The organism is Sedimentitalea sp., from assembly GCF_039973035.1.
Classification (GTDB): domain Bacteria; phylum Pseudomonadota; class Alphaproteobacteria; order Rhodobacterales; family Rhodobacteraceae; genus Sedimentitalea.
In genome coordinates, this window is record NZ_JBDWLR010000020.1 from 322,195 (window position 1) to 338,208 (window position 16,014).

Annotated in this window: 18 protein-coding genes; 10 read left to right on the plus strand and 8 right to left on the minus strand. The window is 60.5% G+C overall.

Going from position 1 to position 16,014, the window contains the following annotated elements:
- Window positions 1-33 precede the first annotated feature (33 nt).
- From ABJO75_RS04410 to ABJO75_RS04425, 4 genes are read right to left on the minus strand one after another with little or no spacing between them, the layout of a single operon-like run.
- Entirely contained in the window at window positions 34-813 is a 780-nt protein-coding gene (locus ABJO75_RS04410) for a heme ABC transporter ATP-binding protein (protein WP_348131606.1), read from the minus strand.
- Window positions 810-1,886, minus strand: a complete 1,077-nt coding sequence (locus ABJO75_RS04415) for an iron ABC transporter permease (RefSeq protein WP_348131609.1) — start codon at window positions 1,884-1,886, stop codon at window positions 810-812. Before ABJO75_RS04415 ends, ABJO75_RS04410 begins: the two co-directional genes overlap by 4 nt.
- Window positions 1,883-2,746: an ABC transporter substrate-binding protein gene (locus ABJO75_RS04420; protein ID WP_348131612.1), complete on the minus strand. Its 864-nt coding sequence runs from the start codon at window positions 2,744-2,746 to the stop codon at window positions 1,883-1,885. Before ABJO75_RS04420 ends, ABJO75_RS04415 begins: the two co-directional genes overlap by 4 nt.
- Complete coding sequence (locus ABJO75_RS04425; protein WP_348131615.1) at window positions 2,746-3,813, minus strand: ChuX/HutX family heme-like substrate-binding protein; 1,068 nt, start codon at window positions 3,811-3,813, stop codon at window positions 2,746-2,748. Before ABJO75_RS04425 ends, ABJO75_RS04420 begins: the two co-directional genes overlap by 1 nt.
- 326 nt (window positions 3,814-4,139) lie before the next feature.
- Between ABJO75_RS04425 and ABJO75_RS04430 the strand changes: the two genes are divergently transcribed.
- From ABJO75_RS04430 to ABJO75_RS04470, 9 genes are all read left to right on the plus strand, one after another.
- Window positions 4,140-4,313 (plus strand): hypothetical protein, encoded by a 174-nt coding sequence (locus ABJO75_RS04430; RefSeq protein ID WP_348131617.1) that lies wholly within the window; start codon window positions 4,140-4,142, stop codon window positions 4,311-4,313.
- Window positions 4,314-4,336: 23 nt separating this feature from the next.
- The gene (locus ABJO75_RS04435) at window positions 4,337-4,483 is read left to right on the plus strand and encodes a hemin uptake protein HemP (RefSeq protein WP_348131924.1); all 147 of its coding nucleotides are present in this window, start codon (window positions 4,337-4,339) and stop codon (window positions 4,481-4,483) included.
- Window positions 4,480-4,965 (plus strand): hypothetical protein, encoded by a 486-nt coding sequence (locus tag ABJO75_RS04440; protein ID WP_348131620.1) that lies wholly within the window; start codon window positions 4,480-4,482, stop codon window positions 4,963-4,965. Before ABJO75_RS04435 ends, ABJO75_RS04440 begins: the two co-directional genes overlap by 4 nt.
- 13 nt (window positions 4,966-4,978) lie before the next feature.
- Window positions 4,979-6,241, plus strand: coding sequence for an imelysin family protein (locus tag ABJO75_RS04445; RefSeq protein ID WP_348131623.1), 1,263 nt, complete (start codon window positions 4,979-4,981; stop codon window positions 6,239-6,241).
- A 24-nt stretch (window positions 6,242-6,265) separates the two neighbouring features.
- Entirely contained in the window at window positions 6,266-6,532 is a 267-nt protein-coding gene (locus tag ABJO75_RS04450) for a (2Fe-2S)-binding protein (RefSeq protein ID WP_348131626.1), read from the plus strand.
- Window positions 6,507-6,995, plus strand: coding sequence for a bacterioferritin (gene bfr, locus ABJO75_RS04455; protein WP_348131628.1), 489 nt, complete (start codon window positions 6,507-6,509; stop codon window positions 6,993-6,995). The genes ABJO75_RS04450 and bfr overlap by 26 nt, the downstream gene beginning before the upstream one ends.
- Before the next feature lie 123 nt (window positions 6,996-7,118).
- A complete protein-coding gene (locus ABJO75_RS04460) occupies window positions 7,119-8,684 on the plus strand; it encodes a di-heme oxidoredictase family protein (RefSeq protein WP_348131631.1) in 1,566 nt (521 codons plus the stop codon).
- Window positions 8,684-9,664: an imelysin family protein gene (locus ABJO75_RS04465; protein WP_348131634.1), complete on the plus strand. Its 981-nt coding sequence runs from the start codon at window positions 8,684-8,686 to the stop codon at window positions 9,662-9,664. The genes ABJO75_RS04460 and ABJO75_RS04465 overlap by 1 nt, the downstream gene beginning before the upstream one ends.
- Window positions 9,665-9,667: 3 nt before the next feature.
- Window positions 9,668-10,744: a DUF1513 domain-containing protein gene (locus ABJO75_RS04470; RefSeq protein WP_348131636.1), complete on the plus strand. Its 1,077-nt coding sequence runs from the start codon at window positions 9,668-9,670 to the stop codon at window positions 10,742-10,744.
- Here the strand turns inward: ABJO75_RS04470 and ABJO75_RS04475 are convergent.
- The 4 genes from ABJO75_RS04475 to dgcN form a co-directional block, all read right to left on the minus strand.
- Window positions 10,741-11,694 carry an alpha/beta fold hydrolase gene (locus ABJO75_RS04475; protein ID WP_348131638.1) on the minus strand — a complete coding sequence of 318 codons (954 nt, stop codon included), beginning with the start codon at window positions 11,692-11,694 and terminating at the stop codon, window positions 10,741-10,743. The genes ABJO75_RS04470 and ABJO75_RS04475 overlap by 4 nt on opposite strands.
- Window positions 11,695-11,810: 116 nt before the next feature.
- Window positions 11,811-12,671, minus strand: a complete 861-nt coding sequence (locus ABJO75_RS04480; RefSeq protein WP_348131641.1) for a D-amino-acid transaminase — start codon at window positions 12,669-12,671, stop codon at window positions 11,811-11,813.
- Between the two features lie 2 nt (window positions 12,672-12,673).
- Window positions 12,674-13,639: an N-acetyl-D-Glu racemase DgcA gene (gene dgcA, locus ABJO75_RS04485; RefSeq protein ID WP_348131644.1), complete on the minus strand. Its 966-nt coding sequence runs from the start codon at window positions 13,637-13,639 to the stop codon at window positions 12,674-12,676.
- 68 nt (window positions 13,640-13,707) lie between these two features.
- Window positions 13,708-14,709 (minus strand): N-acetyltransferase DgcN, encoded by a 1,002-nt coding sequence (gene dgcN / locus ABJO75_RS04490; RefSeq protein ID WP_348131647.1) that lies wholly within the window; start codon window positions 14,707-14,709, stop codon window positions 13,708-13,710.
- A gap of 315 nt (window positions 14,710-15,024) precedes the next feature.
- On the opposite strand from dgcN, the gene ABJO75_RS04495 reads away from it, so the two are divergent.
- Window positions 15,025-15,981, plus strand: a complete 957-nt coding sequence (locus ABJO75_RS04495; RefSeq protein ID WP_348131649.1) for an L-malyl-CoA/beta-methylmalyl-CoA lyase — start codon at window positions 15,025-15,027, stop codon at window positions 15,979-15,981.
- Window positions 15,982-16,014: the final 33 nt, after the last annotated feature.

A 16,014-nucleotide genomic window follows, 5' to 3' on the forward strand; every position in this document is an offset into this window, starting at 1 on the left:
TACGACAATACCACATACTTCTGTGCCGCACCCTTAGGCTGCGCTGTGAGGCAGCACAAAAAAACTGCCATCAGGCGGTGCGCTATTCACCCGCAAGGCCGGGCCATAGGCCGCCGACAAGGTCGCATCGTTGAAGATCTCGGACACAGGCCCCGCCGCTGTAACGCGACCATGTCGCATCAGAACGACGTGGTTGGCAAACATCGCAGTGAGGTTCAGGTCGTGCATCACGGTAACAACTCCGCCCCCACGCTCGGCATAGTCGCGCGTCAGCCGCATCACCATCAACTGATGTCCGATATCGAGGCTTGCCACCGGCTCGTCCAGCAACAGCCACCGGGGAGCACCGTCGATCACCGGCTCCCACACCTGTAACATAACGCGGGCCAACTGCACCCGTTGTTGTTCACCTCCCGACAATTCCTGATAAAGCCGCGCCCCATATCCGGCCAGCCCTACGGCGGCGAGCGCCCGCCGTGGCAATTCTGAACGGGGCCGTGCGCTGCGCGCGGCCTGCCCCAAATGCACCACCTCCGCGACCGTGAACGGAAAGGCGAGCGTCACCGATTGCGGCAGCACCGCCCGAATAGAGGCCAGTTCCGCCCCGCGATGCGCCGTCAGATCACGGCCATTGACCTGCACGCGTCCGGTATAGGGCACCTCGGCACAAAGCGCCCTCAGCAATGTGGTTTTGCCCGAACCATTCGGGCCAACGATCGCTGTCACGTCACCCGCCCGTGCGGTGAAATCCACATCCGACAGGATCGTATGCCGACCCAAAGTCACTGATATGCCGCGCCCTTCAAACGTCACAGAGCCAACTCTCCCCGCCGCTGCATCAAGATGCACAGGAACACCGGCGCCCCCATAATCGCGGTCACGATCCCGATGGGCAGTTCTGCTGGCGCGATCACGATCCGCCCCGCAATGTCAGCGGCCAACAGCAGGCTCGCACCCAGCAACGCGGCATTCGGCAAGAGCGTCGTGTGATCTGGCCCAGAGCCCAACCGCAACAAATGCGGCACCACAATGCCGACAAAACCGATACCGCCTGACACGGCCACCGCCGCCCCGGTCGCGGCGGCCACCACCAGCACGGCCAGCGTTTTCAACCGTTGCACCGGGACACCCAGATGCGCTGCAGGAGCCTCGCCCAGTGCGAGCGCATTCAGTCCGCGTGCCAGAAAGGGCGAGGCAGCCAGCGCGATCAGTATGATCGGAGCGGCCACAGAGACCCGCGCCCATGTGGAGCCGGCGAGCGATCCCAGTTGCCAAAAGTTCAAGTCGCGCAATTGCTGATCATCCGCCATATAGATCAACAGCCCCGATCCTGCTGCCGCCATCGCACCAATCGCGATGCCGCCTAACAGCATCGTTGCAACCGAGGTTTGACCAGCCCTTGTCGAAATCCGGTAAAGCACCATGATCGTGATCCAGCTTCCGGCAAAAGCTGCCAGTGGCACCAGATGCGGACCAGCGATCGCCGCCATCGACGTGGGCAGCGAAGCCCCAAGTACAATCGCGCTGATCGCACCAAGGGCTGCACCGGAACTTACCCCGACGAGCGCCGGATCGGCCAGCGGATTGCGAAACAACCCCTGCAACACGGCCCCCGAGACAGCGAGCGCTGCTCCGACCAGAATTGCCATCACCGTGCGCGGCAACCGGATGTTCCAAAGGATCGCGCTGTCTATCGGCGCAAGCGCGCGTCCCTGCAACAGATCAGCCAGAGCTGACCACAGCGATGTGCCCGCTGCCCCCATCGCGAGGCTCGCCGTCGCCATCACCAGCAGCAGCAGGATCAGCCAGAGGCTTAGGCGGCGAGCACCGACCCGGCGGTCCACGACCACCTCTGCATCAGCAGCCTCGACCGCAGCCACGCTCATGATCCGGCAGGGCCGTAAATGTGATCAGCCAGTTCTGTCACGGCCTGGGCCGTTCGCGGGCCAAAGCCCAGCAGGTATTGTCCATCCATTCGGATCAGCGCCATTTCCTGACCGGCGGGCGTCGCCGCAAGCGCCGGAAGGGAAAGGACCGCCGCATCGTCTGCCATTCCCGATCCGCGACGGTCCATCATCAGGATAATGTCAGGCGCTGCGGCAATCATCGCCTCTTCGCTTACCGGCTTGTAGCCGCTGAACCCGTTCATTGCATTGACCGCACCCGCCAGTTCGATCACGGATGACGCCTCGGTGTCATGCCCGGCCGCCAGAATACGACCGCCCTGCAGGCTGAGCACGAACAATACCCGCTTACGCGAGTGCTCCGGAACCTCCGCAGCGCGGTCGGCGACGACCTTCATCTGCGCGCTGACCTGTTTCGCCAGTTCGTTTGCCGGCTCGTCAACGCCCAACGCGTCCCCGACCGCACGTATCTTGGTTGCGATCCCCTCGGATGTTGGCACATCCGGGATCAGAACCAATGGCACATTCGCTTCGCGCAACAACTCCAACGTTTCGGGTGGTCCGGCATCCTCTTCGGCCAGAATCAACCCCGGTTTCATCGCCAATACCCCTTCGGGAGACAGGGCACGGACATAGCCCACATTGGGCAACGCCTGTGCCTCTTGCGGAAAGGTCGACGTGGTATCCCGCGCAACCAATCGGTCCTGCGCACCCAGAGCATAGATGATCTCGGTGATCGATCCGCCTGCGGACACGATGTTTACATGATCGGCCTGCGCCGAACCGGAGACCATGGACAGCGCAACCGCCGCCCACAGACAAGTCATCTTGAATCGTGGCATCAGACGGTCTCAGTCGCCAGATCGGGCAACTTGGCGACGATATCACGCCAGGCCGGCCGATCATCCTTGCCCTCCTTGCCGACGCCGAATACCTGAAAGATCAGCGCGCCTTCGGCATCAAACGCCTCGACCGAGACCGCCGGGCCGCGCTTGGTCGGCTTGTCCACCGCCCAGACCTCGGCGACGTGATCCTGACGCAGGTGCAGGCTGAATCCGGAATCAAGTATGTTCTGCCACGGGCCCATCGGCCTGAGCGTCTGGATCGGCCCGGAATGAATCTGGATACATCCCCGATTGCCGACAAACACCATGACTCCGATGCCTTCCGCCTGAACGGCCTGCAACATGTCCACCACGGCGCCCGGTTCGAGCTGACGTACAAACGGCGCACCCGCAATGCGATAGGCGCCAAGCCGGTTCATGCGCAAACGAGCAGTCAGTGTCAGAAACTGATGTGTATCCGTCAGTCGGGCCCATTCCTGCCGCAAAACGTCCAGCTTGTCAGGATTTGATCGTGCCGCTTCGACCGGCGCACGCGCGCTCACTGCCAAGGTCTCGGACTGTTCCTCATGCCGCAGGCGATCCACCGCATTGGCCCAGGCATCGCTGTTTGATCTCTCGCGCAGGAAAATCTTGTGAACTGCGTCGCCTGCCGCATCAAAGACCTGAAGGCTGCGGCGCAACCCGGCATCTGTCGGTTTCTCCACCGCGAATGCATATTGCCAATGTTTGGGAAACATCCGCAAATCAATGTCGTCATTTAATACCATCGAGGCATGCACGCCCGAATGGTAGTTGGCATAGGTGCCGATTTTCTCATGCACCACCGACCGGTTCCGGGTCAGCGCCATCACCTCGCTCAGCTCACAAGCGGCGGCCATGATGCCATCCGGATGCGCCACAAGACGTGTTGCGCCCTTGCCGATCCGCGCGGCCAAAAGCTGCGCTTCGGAAATGCCGAGGCTCTCGGCCAGATCGCGTTCACGGGTGTTTGGATTCTCCGTTTCCGCTCTGCGGATTTCTTCAGGAGTGGGGATGCCATCCAGCGCCATTTGGACCTCTGTCATTTTTTCTGGTTTCAGAAGACGTCTGGCTTGGGCAACGGTTTGACGCACCCTTGGCTGGATTGCCGACGGGACCGACGGCACATAATGTTGATTCTTTTAGTCGGCTTTATCCCCCCCTGCAAGCTGTCATTGAATGCGACACAGGATCAGGCACCGGATCAAATGCCCAAGTTTCACGCGACAAAGCACATTTTTGACCTTCACATTAACCCGATCAAAAGAATCGGGTTTACAATTCCCAGCATTTTAGTCAGAAATAATCTCGAAACCCAGCCACCTTGCTTTGACCAAGGCAGCCCGGACCCTGTGCAATGAGAGGAATGTTGATGACATATCCGACACCTTTGCGTCCCGCGTCCGGCGACCGCCCCACGCGACAACGCACCCAATATCTGGACGCCGCATCCTGGCCGGATTTGCTGCAACTCACGTCAGAAACCGTCGACCCGGACATCGCCCTTGTCGAGCAGGTTCAGCGCCGGGCGGAGGCAGCACAATGAACAGTTCTGCCTCGACACCCAAGATGATCGACATCAACGCGCTGACCGAAACGCCGGGCTACGACGTGCGCACGCTGACCAATGGCGGCGATCAGGCTTTGCTGGTTCTGGATGGTCAGGTCTACTCGCTTCGCATCACCCGCGCCGGAAAGTTGATCCTGACCAAATGAGCCAGCATTTTGTCCCCTCCCGCGGCGCAGCGCCGGTCGGCCAGATGCAGGAACTGCCGCCGGTAGAGCGCATCGCCATCCTGTTTCTCAGGGCGTGGTGCGATGGCGGCACGGAGAAATCCCAGATGATCGCGGATTTCCGGCGGGTACTCGGCCCCGAAGAAGGCGATCTTCGCTATGAGGATTTCAACACCTTGTTGCGGATGATGCTTCGCTGTGGTCGCTGCCCGCTAATGCGTCACGGGCTGACCTGCCGCTGTTTCGGTGGCCATGAAAGCGCCTTTGCCCAGATGATCACGGCTGCCGCGACACAGGATCGCGACGATGCTTTGCTGTTTGCCACGACGCTGATGTCCGGCGGTGCCGCTTGGCATGCTGTGCAACTGGCAAGTAACCTTGGCCCGGTCCTGTTGCAAATTGCGCGGACCATGCCGACTGACAAACCCGATCCGACAACACAACCACCCCGACATCTGCACTAACGGAGCACTCCAAATGAAATGTCTCACCCTGCCAGTCCTGGCTGCCACAGCCCTGACAAGCCTGCCTGCCTTTGCCGCGACCAAGGCCGAAGTGCTCGACACCTATGCCAACATTGCCGAGGCAGCATACGGAGACAGCCTGGCAACCGCCCGTTCGTTGCAGGGCGCGATTGACGCCCTGATCGCCAATCCGTCGGCCGAAACACTCGATGCCGCCCGCGCCGCGTGGATTGCGGCACGCGTACCTTATCAGCAAACCGAAGCCTTTCGCTTTGGCAATGCCATCGTCGATGATTGGGAAGGCAAGGTGAATGCCTGGCCGCTGGACGAAGGGCTGATCGACTATGTTGATCCATCCTATGGCGGCGCCACCGACGAAAATGCCTATGCCGGGCTGAATGTCATCGCCAACCCCACCTTTACCCTGTCGGGCGAAGAGATTGACGCCACCGACATTACGCCCGAACTGCTTGAATCCACGCTGCACGAGGCGGACGAGGTCGAGGCAAACGTCGCCACCGGCTATCATGCCATCGAGTTTCTGCTGTGGGGTCAGGATCTGAACGGCACCAAAGAGGGCGCAGGCGACCGGCCTTGGACCGATTACGCTGCGGGCGACGACTGTACCCATGGCAACTGCGACCGCCGGGCAGCTTATCTCAAGGCGGCGACCGCCCTGCTGATCAGCGATCTGGAATGGATGACCGCGCAATGGGGCACCGATGGCGAAGGCCGCACCACCCTGACGGCAGACCATGACGCCGGGATCAAGGCGATCCTGACAGGCATGGGCAGCCTCAGCTATGGTGAACAGGCCGGTGAGCGGATGAAGCTTGGCCTGATGCTGAACGACCCCGAGGAAGAGCATGATTGCTTTTCCGACAACACCCATATGAGCCACTATTACGACGGTCTGGGCATCCGCAATGTCTATGTCGGCGAATACAAGCGCGTCGATGGCGGCATTGTCTCGGGCCCATCGTTGTCCGATCTGGTTTCCGACATCGACAGCACCGTTGACACCGAGTTGCGCGAAAGTCTCGACGACACGATGACCGAACTTGGCCTGTTGCGCACCGCCGCCGAGAACGGCTTTAGCTATGACATGATGCTGGAACGTGGCAACACCGAAGGCGAAGCGATCATCATGGCAGCCGTGGACGCTCTGGTCGCGCAGACCCGTTCCATCGAGCGGGCCGTCACGACCCTAAATCTTGACAAAATTGGTTTTGAAGGGTCAGATAGTCTGGATAACCCTGACGCCGTTTTTAAATAAGTTCATTTTTAGGGGGTAAGCGACATGATTATTTGTCATTGCAACTCGATTACCGATCACGAGATCCGCAGCGCTGTCGACTGGATGCGCGCTTCGGACCCGGATACCATCATCACTCCTGGCAAGATTTACCGCGCGCTCGGCAAGCGCGCGGATTGCGGGGGATGTTTGCCAGTGTTCCTTGACACCATGAAGTCCTGTGACACAATCGGAGTCCCAATGGAATTGCGCGGGTTGGCCGCGCACCGGCATAAGGACATCCCCGATGAAAGGCGACAAAAAGGTAATTGAATACCTTAACAAGGCTCTGCGCAGCGAGCTGACGGCGGTCAGCCAATACTGGCTGCACTATCGTCTGCAGGAAGACTGGGGTTTTGGCCGCATCGCCGACAAGTCCCGCGAGGAAAGCATCGAAGAGATGCACCACGCGGACAAGCTGATCGAGCGGATCATTTTCCTCGAAGGCCACCCCAATCTGCAAAAGCTCGACTCGCTGCGGATTGGCGAAAACCTCAAGGAAACGCTCGAAGCCGATCTCGCCGCCGAACATGAGGCACGGACGCTGTATATCGAAGCCCGCGATCATTGCGAAAGCGTGTCTGACTATGTGAGCAAGGCGCTGTTCGAAGAGCTGATTGGGGATGAAGAAGGCCATATCGGCTACCTTGAAACCCAGTTGGGGCTCTATCAGTCTCTGGGCCAGCAGGGTTATGCGTTGCTCAACGCCAAGCCGGCGGACGAAGCCGAAGAATAGTTGGATTGTGGTGATCCGGGACTCCCGGATCGCAACACCGTTAAGCGAAAATAGAAAGGCATCGGAACGCGATGCCTTTTTGATGCAGGTGAGGCGCATGCCTCCGGTCAAGACAGAGTCGTGATGATCAAGACCCGCCAAATTGTGTGGCCCCTCGCCGCGCTTGTTGCTGCTCTGGCTTCCACGGCGGTTTCCGCTGCGCCGCGCCCAGAGCTGACCGAACCCCATCTTGATATCCTGCCTCGGACTCAGGCGGAAACTACCCGTGTGGCCAAAGTCACCGCTGCGCCAACCGATTTTTCAGCCGCTGAACCGTTCGAGGCCCGCCCAGCCGGGGCCGCCACGGTAAGGGCGCGCAACGACAGCAACGCATTTTCGCAACCCTCGGCCAATATCAGTTTTGAACGTGAACTTCAGTTCAAGGTCGGCAACGGCCTGTTTCGCAAACTCTGGGTGTCGTCGCCGTCGTCAACGCTGGGCTCTGACGGCCTCGGCCCGATTTACAACGCGCGCTCCTGCCAGCGCTGCCACCTCAAGGACGGGCGGGGTCACCCGCCCAACGGCCCCGAGGACGAGGCCGTGTCGATGTTCCTGCGCATCTCGGTGCCCGCCGCGTCCGATGCCGAACTTTCAGCGATCGAAACCTATCTGCAAGACCTCGGCGATGAAACGCCCCGCACCCGCCCCGATCCGATCTATGGTGGGCAGATGCAGGATTTCGGCGTTGCCGGTCATCCGGCAGAGTACCGGTTTGACGTGACCTATGCAGAGATCGAGGTGCCGCTGTCGGACGGCGAAGTTGCCTCGCTGCGCGCGCCGACCTACCGTGCTGCCGATCTTGGCTATGGCCCGCTGGCCGATGGTGCCATGCTCAGTCCGCGTGTCGCGCCGCATATGCTTGGCCTTGGATTGCTCGAAGCGATCCCGGTGTCCGACATCCTTGCCTCCGCCGACCCCGACGATGCAAATGGTGACGGTATTTCCGGCAAAGCGCAGATTGTCTGGTCCGACGAATATGGTCAGCCGATGCTCGGTCGTTTTGGCTGGAAAGCCGGCGCACCGACGGTCAAGCACCAATCCGCCGCCGCCTTTGCAGGCGACATCGGCATTTCCAGCCCATTGTTTGCGGCCCCAGCAGGTGATTGCACGCAGGCGCAATCTGACTGCCTTGCCGGGCAACACGGGGATGGTGACGACCGGATCACCGAAATCGACGCAGAAGGGCTCGACCTCGTCACCTTCTATTCCCGCAATCTCGCGGTCCCGGCCCGCCGGGACGAAAGCGACCCGGAGGTGCTGCGCGGCAAGGAACAGTTTTTTGCCGCTGGATGCGCCGCCTGCCATACCCCCAAATTCGTGACCCACAGGCTGGCGGATCAACCCGAGCAAAGTTTTCAACTGATCTGGCCTCATACCGATCTGCTGTTGCACGACATGGGCGAAGGACTGGCCGACAACCGCCCCGAGGGTCGCGCCAACGGACGCGAATGGCGGACCGCGCCACTTTGGGGCATCGGCATGACCGAAACGGTCAGCGGCCACAGTTATTTGCTGCATGACGGGCGCGCACGTTCCTTGCTCGAGGCGATCCTCTGGCATGGAGGTGAGGCACAGGCCGCCCGTGAAACCGTTGTTGATATGCCCAAACCGGATCGCGACGCGCTGATCCGCTATCTGGAAAGCCTCTGATGCGCCTTGCTTTTGCCTTTGCCCTGCTCGCCACCCCTGCCCTCGCAGGAACCGACGAGGCGATAGATGCACATATCCTACCCGGCACTGCCGCCTTTGCGACGGCTACTGCCGATCTGGCAACGGCTGCCAGCGCCGATTGCCGCGCGGATGCGCTGCGCGCGCGTTGGAATGCCGCCTTCGATGCCTGGCTCGGCATCAGCCACCTGACCTTTGGTCCGATTGAGAAGAATGGCCGCGCACTGGCCATCGCGTTCTGGCCCGATACCCGGGGTCTGGTGCAGAAAACCGTCGCGACTCTCGTCGCCGATCAAGACCCTGTGGTCGACGACCCAGCGGAATTCGCGCAGGTCTCGGTTGCCGGGCGTGGCCTCTTTGCGCTGGAACGCCTGTTCTACGATCCCAATCTCGCACAGTATGGCGAGGACGATTACACCTGTGCGCTTGCCCAAGCCATGACCACTGACCTCGCCCGCATGGGTGCAGCTATCGACACGGAATGGCAACAGGACCAATCCAACCTCCTAAGAACTGCGGGCGACCCGGACAACGGCACCTATCTTAGCCCGGATGAAGCCGCACAGACCCTCTATACCGCGCTGATGACTGGGCTGGAGTTCAACGCCGATCAGCGGCTTGGCCGCCCGATGGGTACCTTTGATCGACCCCGCCCCAACCGGGCCGAGGCGCGCCGGTCGAGCCGCTCCCTGCGAAACGTGACACTTTCTCTTGCGGCGCTGCAGGAATTCGCGAACGCACTGTCAGACGACCCGACGCCGCTGACCGACGCGGCATTTACCGAAGCGATGGAAGCGGCCAAACGCCCGGACCCGATCTTTGCCGATGTGTCCACCGTACAGGGCCGCATTCGTGTCGAGGCCTTGCAACAACGGGTACGCGCAATCCGCGATGCCGCTGAACAGGAAATCGGTGCTTCCCTTGGGGTCAGCGCCGGTTTCAATTCCGCCGACGGAGATTAGGCGATGCAGAACCGCCGCCGCTTTCTGACCACAGCGCTCGCGGCCAGCGCCCTGCCAAAGCTCGGCTGGGCCGACGCAGGGGCCCCCGCCTATCTCGCCGCAGCCCGTGAACCTGATGGCTCCTTTGCCCTCTTTGGCCTTTCACGCACCGCAACGCCGGTCTTTCGAATTCCATTGCCCGGACGAGGCCATGCCGCCGCCGCCCATCCCCACGCCCCCGAAGCGGTGGCCTTTGCCCGCAGGCCGGGCCAGTTTGCGCTGATCATCGATTGTAAACAGGGTCAGATCATCCACCGCCTGAGCGCTCCTGATGGTCATCACTTTTATGGCCATGGCGTGTTCATCGCGGACGGCGACATTCTTTGCACCACAGAGAACGACATCGGCACTGGCGCAGGCCGCATTGGTCTCTGGTCGCGTAAAGACGGCTATCGGCGCATCGGTGAATTCTCTTCGGGCGGCATCGGCCCCCACGATATCCTGCGGCTTGACGGCGATGTTCTGGCTGTCGCCAATGGTGGCATCCGCACGCATCCAGCCCATGGTCGAGCGAAACTCAACCTCGACACCATGCGGCCCAATCTCAGCTACCTCAGTACCAGCGGCGCGATGCTCGAACAGGTCGAACTGGCGCCAGAGCTTTACCAGAACTCCATCCGCCACCTTGCCGCCGCGCCAGACGGGACGCTGGCCTTTGCAATGCAGTGGCAGGGCGACGTCGCCGACCCGGTGCCGCTTCTCGGACTGCACAGACGAGGCGAGCAGGTGATCCTCGCTCACGCCGATCTTGTGGAATCCATCGCCATGCAAGGCTATGCAGGCAGCATCGCCATAGATGGTTCCGGCACCCACATCGCCATCACCTCGCCTCGCGGGGGGCGGGTCCAAATCTATGACCGGTCAGGCAATCTCCGATCCGTGCAGCGCCGTGCAGACGCATGCGGTATCGCCCCCAGAATCGATGCGGGCTTTACCGTGACTGACGGGCTGGGAGGTACATGGTCACTGACCGATGACCGACTAGAACCTGTCCGCCGCTCCGATCTTGCATGGGACAATCACCTGATCGCAATCAGCTAGGCCGCCTTCGCGGCCATCCGGCGAATAAAATCGGCACAGTCTGCAGGGGCGGTCATCGGGATCATATGCCCTCGTCCCTCCAGCGTTTCATATTCGAGCCCATGCACCTGCATCGTATGCCCATGCACTGCCGGAGACAGAATCCCGTCCGCCGCGCCAAAGAGGATGCCGCCGGGAACACGCAACTCTTTCTCGTAGCGTGCGCTTTGCGCGTTGCCGGAATCCCGCAACGCCACCGCATCCGATGACGCGGCAACAAATGCTTTGGGTCGCAAACCCAACGCCCCACCTGCGCCGATCATGAAATCCTGGCTCGGGGGTTCGGGATGAAAAACGATCCCCAGCACGCGATCCTTGGTTGCAGCCGCCATCGGCACGGCAATGGTCGCCCCGATAAGGCGTCGCACCAATGGCGATTTCACCAGCAACCCTTTGAACACTTCAGGTACGGCATCTTCGTGCTGCGTCGCCGGACACAGTAAGGCCAAGCCCCCGACCCGATCAGGCCGGTCCATTGCCATCGCAAGTGACACCGCGCCGCCCAGCGAATGCCCGACCAGTACCGGGCGTTCAACGCCCAGTCGGTCGAGCGCCTCTCCGATCATCCGCCCTTGTTCAGAGGGATCGGCCAGCGCGTCCGAATCTCGTGTAGAATATCCACACCCGGGTCGGTCAACCACGATCACCCGGTATTGCTGCGCCAACAATCCGGCCAGCGCATAAGTAAAGTGCTGCAACTGCCCGCTTAGCCCGTGGATCATGACCAGCGTTTGTGCATCCTTCGGCCCAAGATCGACATAATGTACGCGGCCACCCGCCACAGGCACGACCTCGCCGGCCTGCGGCACCAGCCGCGCCGCCTCGGCCGCCATCCTGCGTGTGCGAAAGATCGACAGCGCCAGCAGCGCAACAACGATCAGGAACAGGATTGTCAGGATGGTTGTGATCATGGGGATGGCTCCGGCGCGTTGCGTTCCATGGCAACCTAGCCGCGAATGCGAGGGCTGTCTGCCACTGAAATCGTGCTCAGATCAGACCCGAGGGATCACCAAAAGAACAACGCAAATTAAACCGCAACCTTGCGGCTTTCCTCCAGATAGATCTCCCGCAGCCGGACTGCGACCGGGCCCGGTGTTCCGTCACCAAGTTCGCTCCCGTCAATCTCGACAACCGGCATCACAAAGGTGCTCGCCGAGGTGATAAACGCCTCATCCGCGGCTTGCGCCTCGGCCACAGTGAAATTGCGTTCCTCGACCTGCATCTGCGCCTCTGCGGCAAACCGCAGAACCGCAGCCCGCGTGATCCCATGTAGGATGTCATGCGAACACTCGCGGGTGATGATCTTGCCGTCCTTGACGATATAAGCGTTATTGCTGGTGCCTTCGGTCACAAAGCCGTCCTCTACCAGCCAGGCATCATCCACACCGGCCTTTTTGGCCATCATCTTACCCATGCTAGGATAGAGGAGCTGCACGGTCTTGATATCCCGTCGCCCCCAACGAACATCTTCAATTGAAATGACCTTGATGCCCTTTTTCGCAACCGGATTGTCAGCAAGGTTGGGCTTGTTCTGGGTGAACAGAACGATGGATGACGGCGTTTCGTCCGGGTCCGGAAAGGCAAAGTCCCGGTCCGCAGGGGCGCCTCGGGTGATCTGCAAATAGATCATACCCTGATCGATCCCGTTCCGCTCCACCAGTTCCCGGTGAATTGTCAGAAGCTCGTCCTGACTCACAGGATTGGCCATTTCCAGCTCTCCCAGCGAGCGTTCCAGCCGCGTGGCATGACCTGCAAAATCGATCAATTTGCCATCCAGCACACTGGTCACTTCGTAAACGCCATCCGCCATCAGGAAACCGCGATCAAAGATCGAAATTTTTGCTTCGTTTTCAGGCAGGTATTCGCCGTTTACATATACGGTGCGCATGTCTATCCCCACAGCTCGGCGCGTGGCGGATGCACCCCGGCGCCATCATAAATCAAAGGTTCCTGCCTGTCTTCGGCCAACAGAAGCGGGCCGTCAAGGTCCGTGATCATCGCGCCCTGCGCAACCAGTACCGCCGGTGCCATCGCCAGTGACGATCCAACCATGCAGCCGACCATGACCTCGTATCCCGCCACCAGCGCCTCTTCGCGCAGGCGCAGCGCTTCTGTCAGGCCGCCGGTCTTGTCGAGCTTGATGTTCACCACATCATATTTGCCCCTGAGCGCCTCCAGACTTTTCCGATCATGACAGCTTTCATCGGCACAAACCGGCACCGGCCGCTCCATTCCCAACAGCGCCTCGTCCTGTCCCGCAGGCAATGGTTGTTCCACCAACGCGACACCCAACCTCACAAGATGCGGGGCCAGATCGGCATAAACCTCGGCCGACCAGCCTTCGTTCGCATCCACGATAATCTGCGCGTTCGGCGCCCCCGCGCGCACCGCTTCCAGCCGCGGCATGTCATCCGCTGTGCCCAGCTTGATCTTGAGCAATGGACGATGCGCATGTTGTGCCGCCTGCGCCCGCATGGCTTCAGGCGTATCTAACGAGAGCGTATAGGCGGTGATTTCAGGCCCCGGCGCGGCCAACCCGGCCAATTCCCAAACACGCTTGCCCGACTGCTTCGCCTCAAGATCCCACAGCGCGCAATCTACGGCATTCCGCGCAGCGCCCGCCGGCAACAGATCGTACAACCCTTCGCGATCAATATCGGCTGGCAGCCCTTCGATCTGTGCCTGCACACTGTCCAGCGTCTCGTCATAGCGCGCATAGGGCACGCATTCTCCGCGCCCCGTCGCCTCGCCATCAGTTATCGCACAGGTTAGCACCCGCGCCTCAGAGCGCGAGCCCCGGCTGATCGTGAACACCTGCGCCAGACGGAAAACATCGCGCCTCACTTCAATTTGCACGCGCCCGCTCCTTCATCTTTGCAAAAATACTCCCGCCGGAGGCTTCACCGGCGGCCACGCAATCCTGCCTACAGGGCTGAAAGCGCTTCGACCAGCCGATCTGCACCTTGCCGGAACGGATCAACAGCGGGCAGACCCATCCGCGCCTCAACCTCGGCCAGATAGCTCAGCGCCTCGTCTTCGCTCATTTTCTGCGTGTTGACCGAGATCCCGACGACCTGACATGCGGGGTTCGCCACGCGCGCGAGCGGCAGAACCGTGTCGCGCAACGCTTCGAGTGTCGGCAATGCATACCCCGGCAGGCCACGCATATGCGGGCGGCTTGGCTCGTGGCTCAGGATCAGCGCATCGGGTTGTCCGCCGTGGATCAGCGCCATGGTCACGCCGGAATAGGAAACATGAAACAGGCTGCCTTGCCCTTCGATGATGTCCCAGTGATCTTCGTCATTGTCTGGCGTCAGATATTCGATGGACCCTGCCATGAAATCCGCGATCACTGCGTCCAGCGGCACGCCATGCCCGGTGATCAGAATGCCGGTCTGTCCAGTAGCACGAAAGGTGCTTTTCATGCCCTTACGCCGCATCGCATCGTCCAGCGCCAATGCCGTATACATCTTGCCCACGGAACAGTCGGTTCCTACCGCCAGCACACGCTTGCCGGACCGCTTTACACCATTGGCAATCGGATAGCCGACCGAAGGTACACGAACATCATGTAATGTACCGCCAAAGGTTTGCGATGCTGCCACCAGATCACCTTCGTCACGCAGCAAATTATGCAGGCCCGACGCCAGATCATATCCCATCTCCAGCGCCGCGATCAGCACCTCTTTCCAGGCCGGGCTGATCACACCGCCCCGGTTCGCGACACCGATCACCAGCGTTTTTGCGCCGGCTTCGCGTGCTTCTTCCAACGTCATATCGGTCAGGCCTACATCCGCCTGACATCCCTCAAGGCGGATTTGACCCACGGCGTTTTCCGGGCGCCAGTCCTTGATACCCTGCGCCACTTTGGCGGCCAGTTGGTCAGGAGCATCTCCGAGAAAAAGCAGGTATGGGGTTTCGATCATGGTATGCATCCTATTGCGTGAATCACTGTTTCCGGCAGGATTCACGATCGCTGCCGGGATTGCATGCGGATATTTCCTCAGCAGGTGAAAATTTCAGTAGTTTCTTCGAACAATTCCAAATTATGCACAACTAATCACCAGGCTTGTTGCAATCACATCACGTTTCTTCGTCGTCTACAAACTGTTCAGACGGCGGCAAGACAGGGCGATTCTTCTGTCTTTCTGCATCTGCACAATATCTCTTGCGGGCCGCAGCGTAATTTAATACCTCCGGAAGCAGAAAAATCGCAACTTCCTTATCCAAGAGGCCCGATCATGAGCTTTCGTTTGCAACCCGCTGCCCCGGCCCGACCGAACCGTTGCCAGTTGTTCGGCCCCGGCTCTCGCACCGCATTGTTCGAGAAAATGGCCAGCAGCGCGGCAGATGTGATCAACCTCGATCTCGAAGACTCAGTCGCCCCCACCGACAAGGAACAGGCGCGCGCCAACGTCATTGCTGCGATTTCGGACGTGGATTGGGGCACCAAGACCTTGTCGGTGCGCATCAACGGGCTGGACACACCGTGGTGGTACCGCGACGTGGTCGACCTGCTGGAACAGGCAGGCGAACGTTTGGACCAAATCATGATCCCCAAGGTCGGTTGCGCCGGCGATCTATACGCCGTTGACGCGCTGGTCACCGCGATCGAAGCCGCCAAAGGCCGCAGCAAGAAGATCGATTTCGAGGTGATCATCGAAAGCGCCGCCGGTATCGCCCATGTCGAGGAAATCGCCGCCGCGTCGCCCCGCCTCGTCGCGATGAGCCTTGGTGCTGCCGACTTCGCAGCGTCGATGGGCATGCAGACCACCGGCATCGGCGGTACGCAGGAAAACTACTATATGATTCACGATGGCCAGAAGCACTGGTCGGACCCGTGGCACTGGGCGCATACGGCGATTGTTGCCGCCTGCCGGACGCACGGCATTCTGCCGGTTGATGGTCCCTTTGGCGATTTTTCGGATGATGACGGTTTCCGCGCGCAAGCGCGCCGCTCGGCAACACTGGGAATGGTCGGAAAATGGGCCATTCATCCCAAGCAGATCGCGCTGGCGAACGAAGTCTTTACTCCATCTGACGAAGCCGTCGCCGAGGCACGCGAGATTCTTGCGGCGATGGAACAGGCCAAGGCCAATGGCGAAGGGGCTACGGTCTACAAGGGTCGGCTTGTTGATATCGCCTCGATCAAACAGGCCGAAGTCATTGTACGGCAATCGGAAATGATTGCCGGTTGACGCAACGCCGTCGTGGCGGGCAACTCAGAAGGC

Coding starts and splice junctions, on each gene's coding strand:
- ABJO75_RS04415 (WP_348131609.1), bottom strand. CDS start 1,886: ATGAGCGTGGCTGCGGTCGAGGCTGCTGATGCAGAGGTGGTCGTGGAC.
- ABJO75_RS04420 (WP_348131612.1), bottom strand. CDS start 2,746: ATGCCACGATTCAAGATGACTTGTCTGTGGGCGGCGGTTGCGCTGTCC.
- ABJO75_RS04425 (WP_348131615.1), bottom strand. CDS start 3,813: ATGACAGAGGTCCAAATGGCGCTGGATGGCATCCCCACTCCTGAAGAA.
- ABJO75_RS04430 (WP_348131617.1), top strand. CDS start 4,140: ATGACATATCCGACACCTTTGCGTCCCGCGTCCGGCGACCGCCCCACG.
- ABJO75_RS04435 (WP_348131924.1), top strand. CDS start 4,337: ATGATCGACATCAACGCGCTGACCGAAACGCCGGGCTACGACGTGCGC.
- ABJO75_RS04440 (WP_348131620.1), top strand. CDS start 4,480: ATGAGCCAGCATTTTGTCCCCTCCCGCGGCGCAGCGCCGGTCGGCCAG.
- ABJO75_RS04445 (WP_348131623.1), top strand. CDS start 4,979: ATGAAATGTCTCACCCTGCCAGTCCTGGCTGCCACAGCCCTGACAAGC.
- ABJO75_RS04450 (WP_348131626.1), top strand. CDS start 6,266: ATGATTATTTGTCATTGCAACTCGATTACCGATCACGAGATCCGCAGC.
- bfr (WP_348131628.1), top strand. CDS start 6,507: ATGAAAGGCGACAAAAAGGTAATTGAATACCTTAACAAGGCTCTGCGC.
- ABJO75_RS04460 (WP_348131631.1), top strand. CDS start 7,119: ATGATCAAGACCCGCCAAATTGTGTGGCCCCTCGCCGCGCTTGTTGCT.
- ABJO75_RS04465 (WP_348131634.1), top strand. CDS start 8,684: ATGCGCCTTGCTTTTGCCTTTGCCCTGCTCGCCACCCCTGCCCTCGCA.
- ABJO75_RS04470 (WP_348131636.1), top strand. CDS start 9,668: ATGCAGAACCGCCGCCGCTTTCTGACCACAGCGCTCGCGGCCAGCGCC.
- ABJO75_RS04475 (WP_348131638.1), bottom strand. CDS start 11,694: ATGATCACAACCATCCTGACAATCCTGTTCCTGATCGTTGTTGCGCTG.
- ABJO75_RS04480 (WP_348131641.1), bottom strand. CDS start 12,671: ATGCGCACCGTATATGTAAACGGCGAATACCTGCCTGAAAACGAAGCA.
- dgcN (WP_348131647.1), bottom strand. CDS start 14,709: ATGATCGAAACCCCATACCTGCTTTTTCTCGGAGATGCTCCTGACCAA.
- ABJO75_RS04495 (WP_348131649.1), top strand. CDS start 15,025: ATGAGCTTTCGTTTGCAACCCGCTGCCCCGGCCCGACCGAACCGTTGC.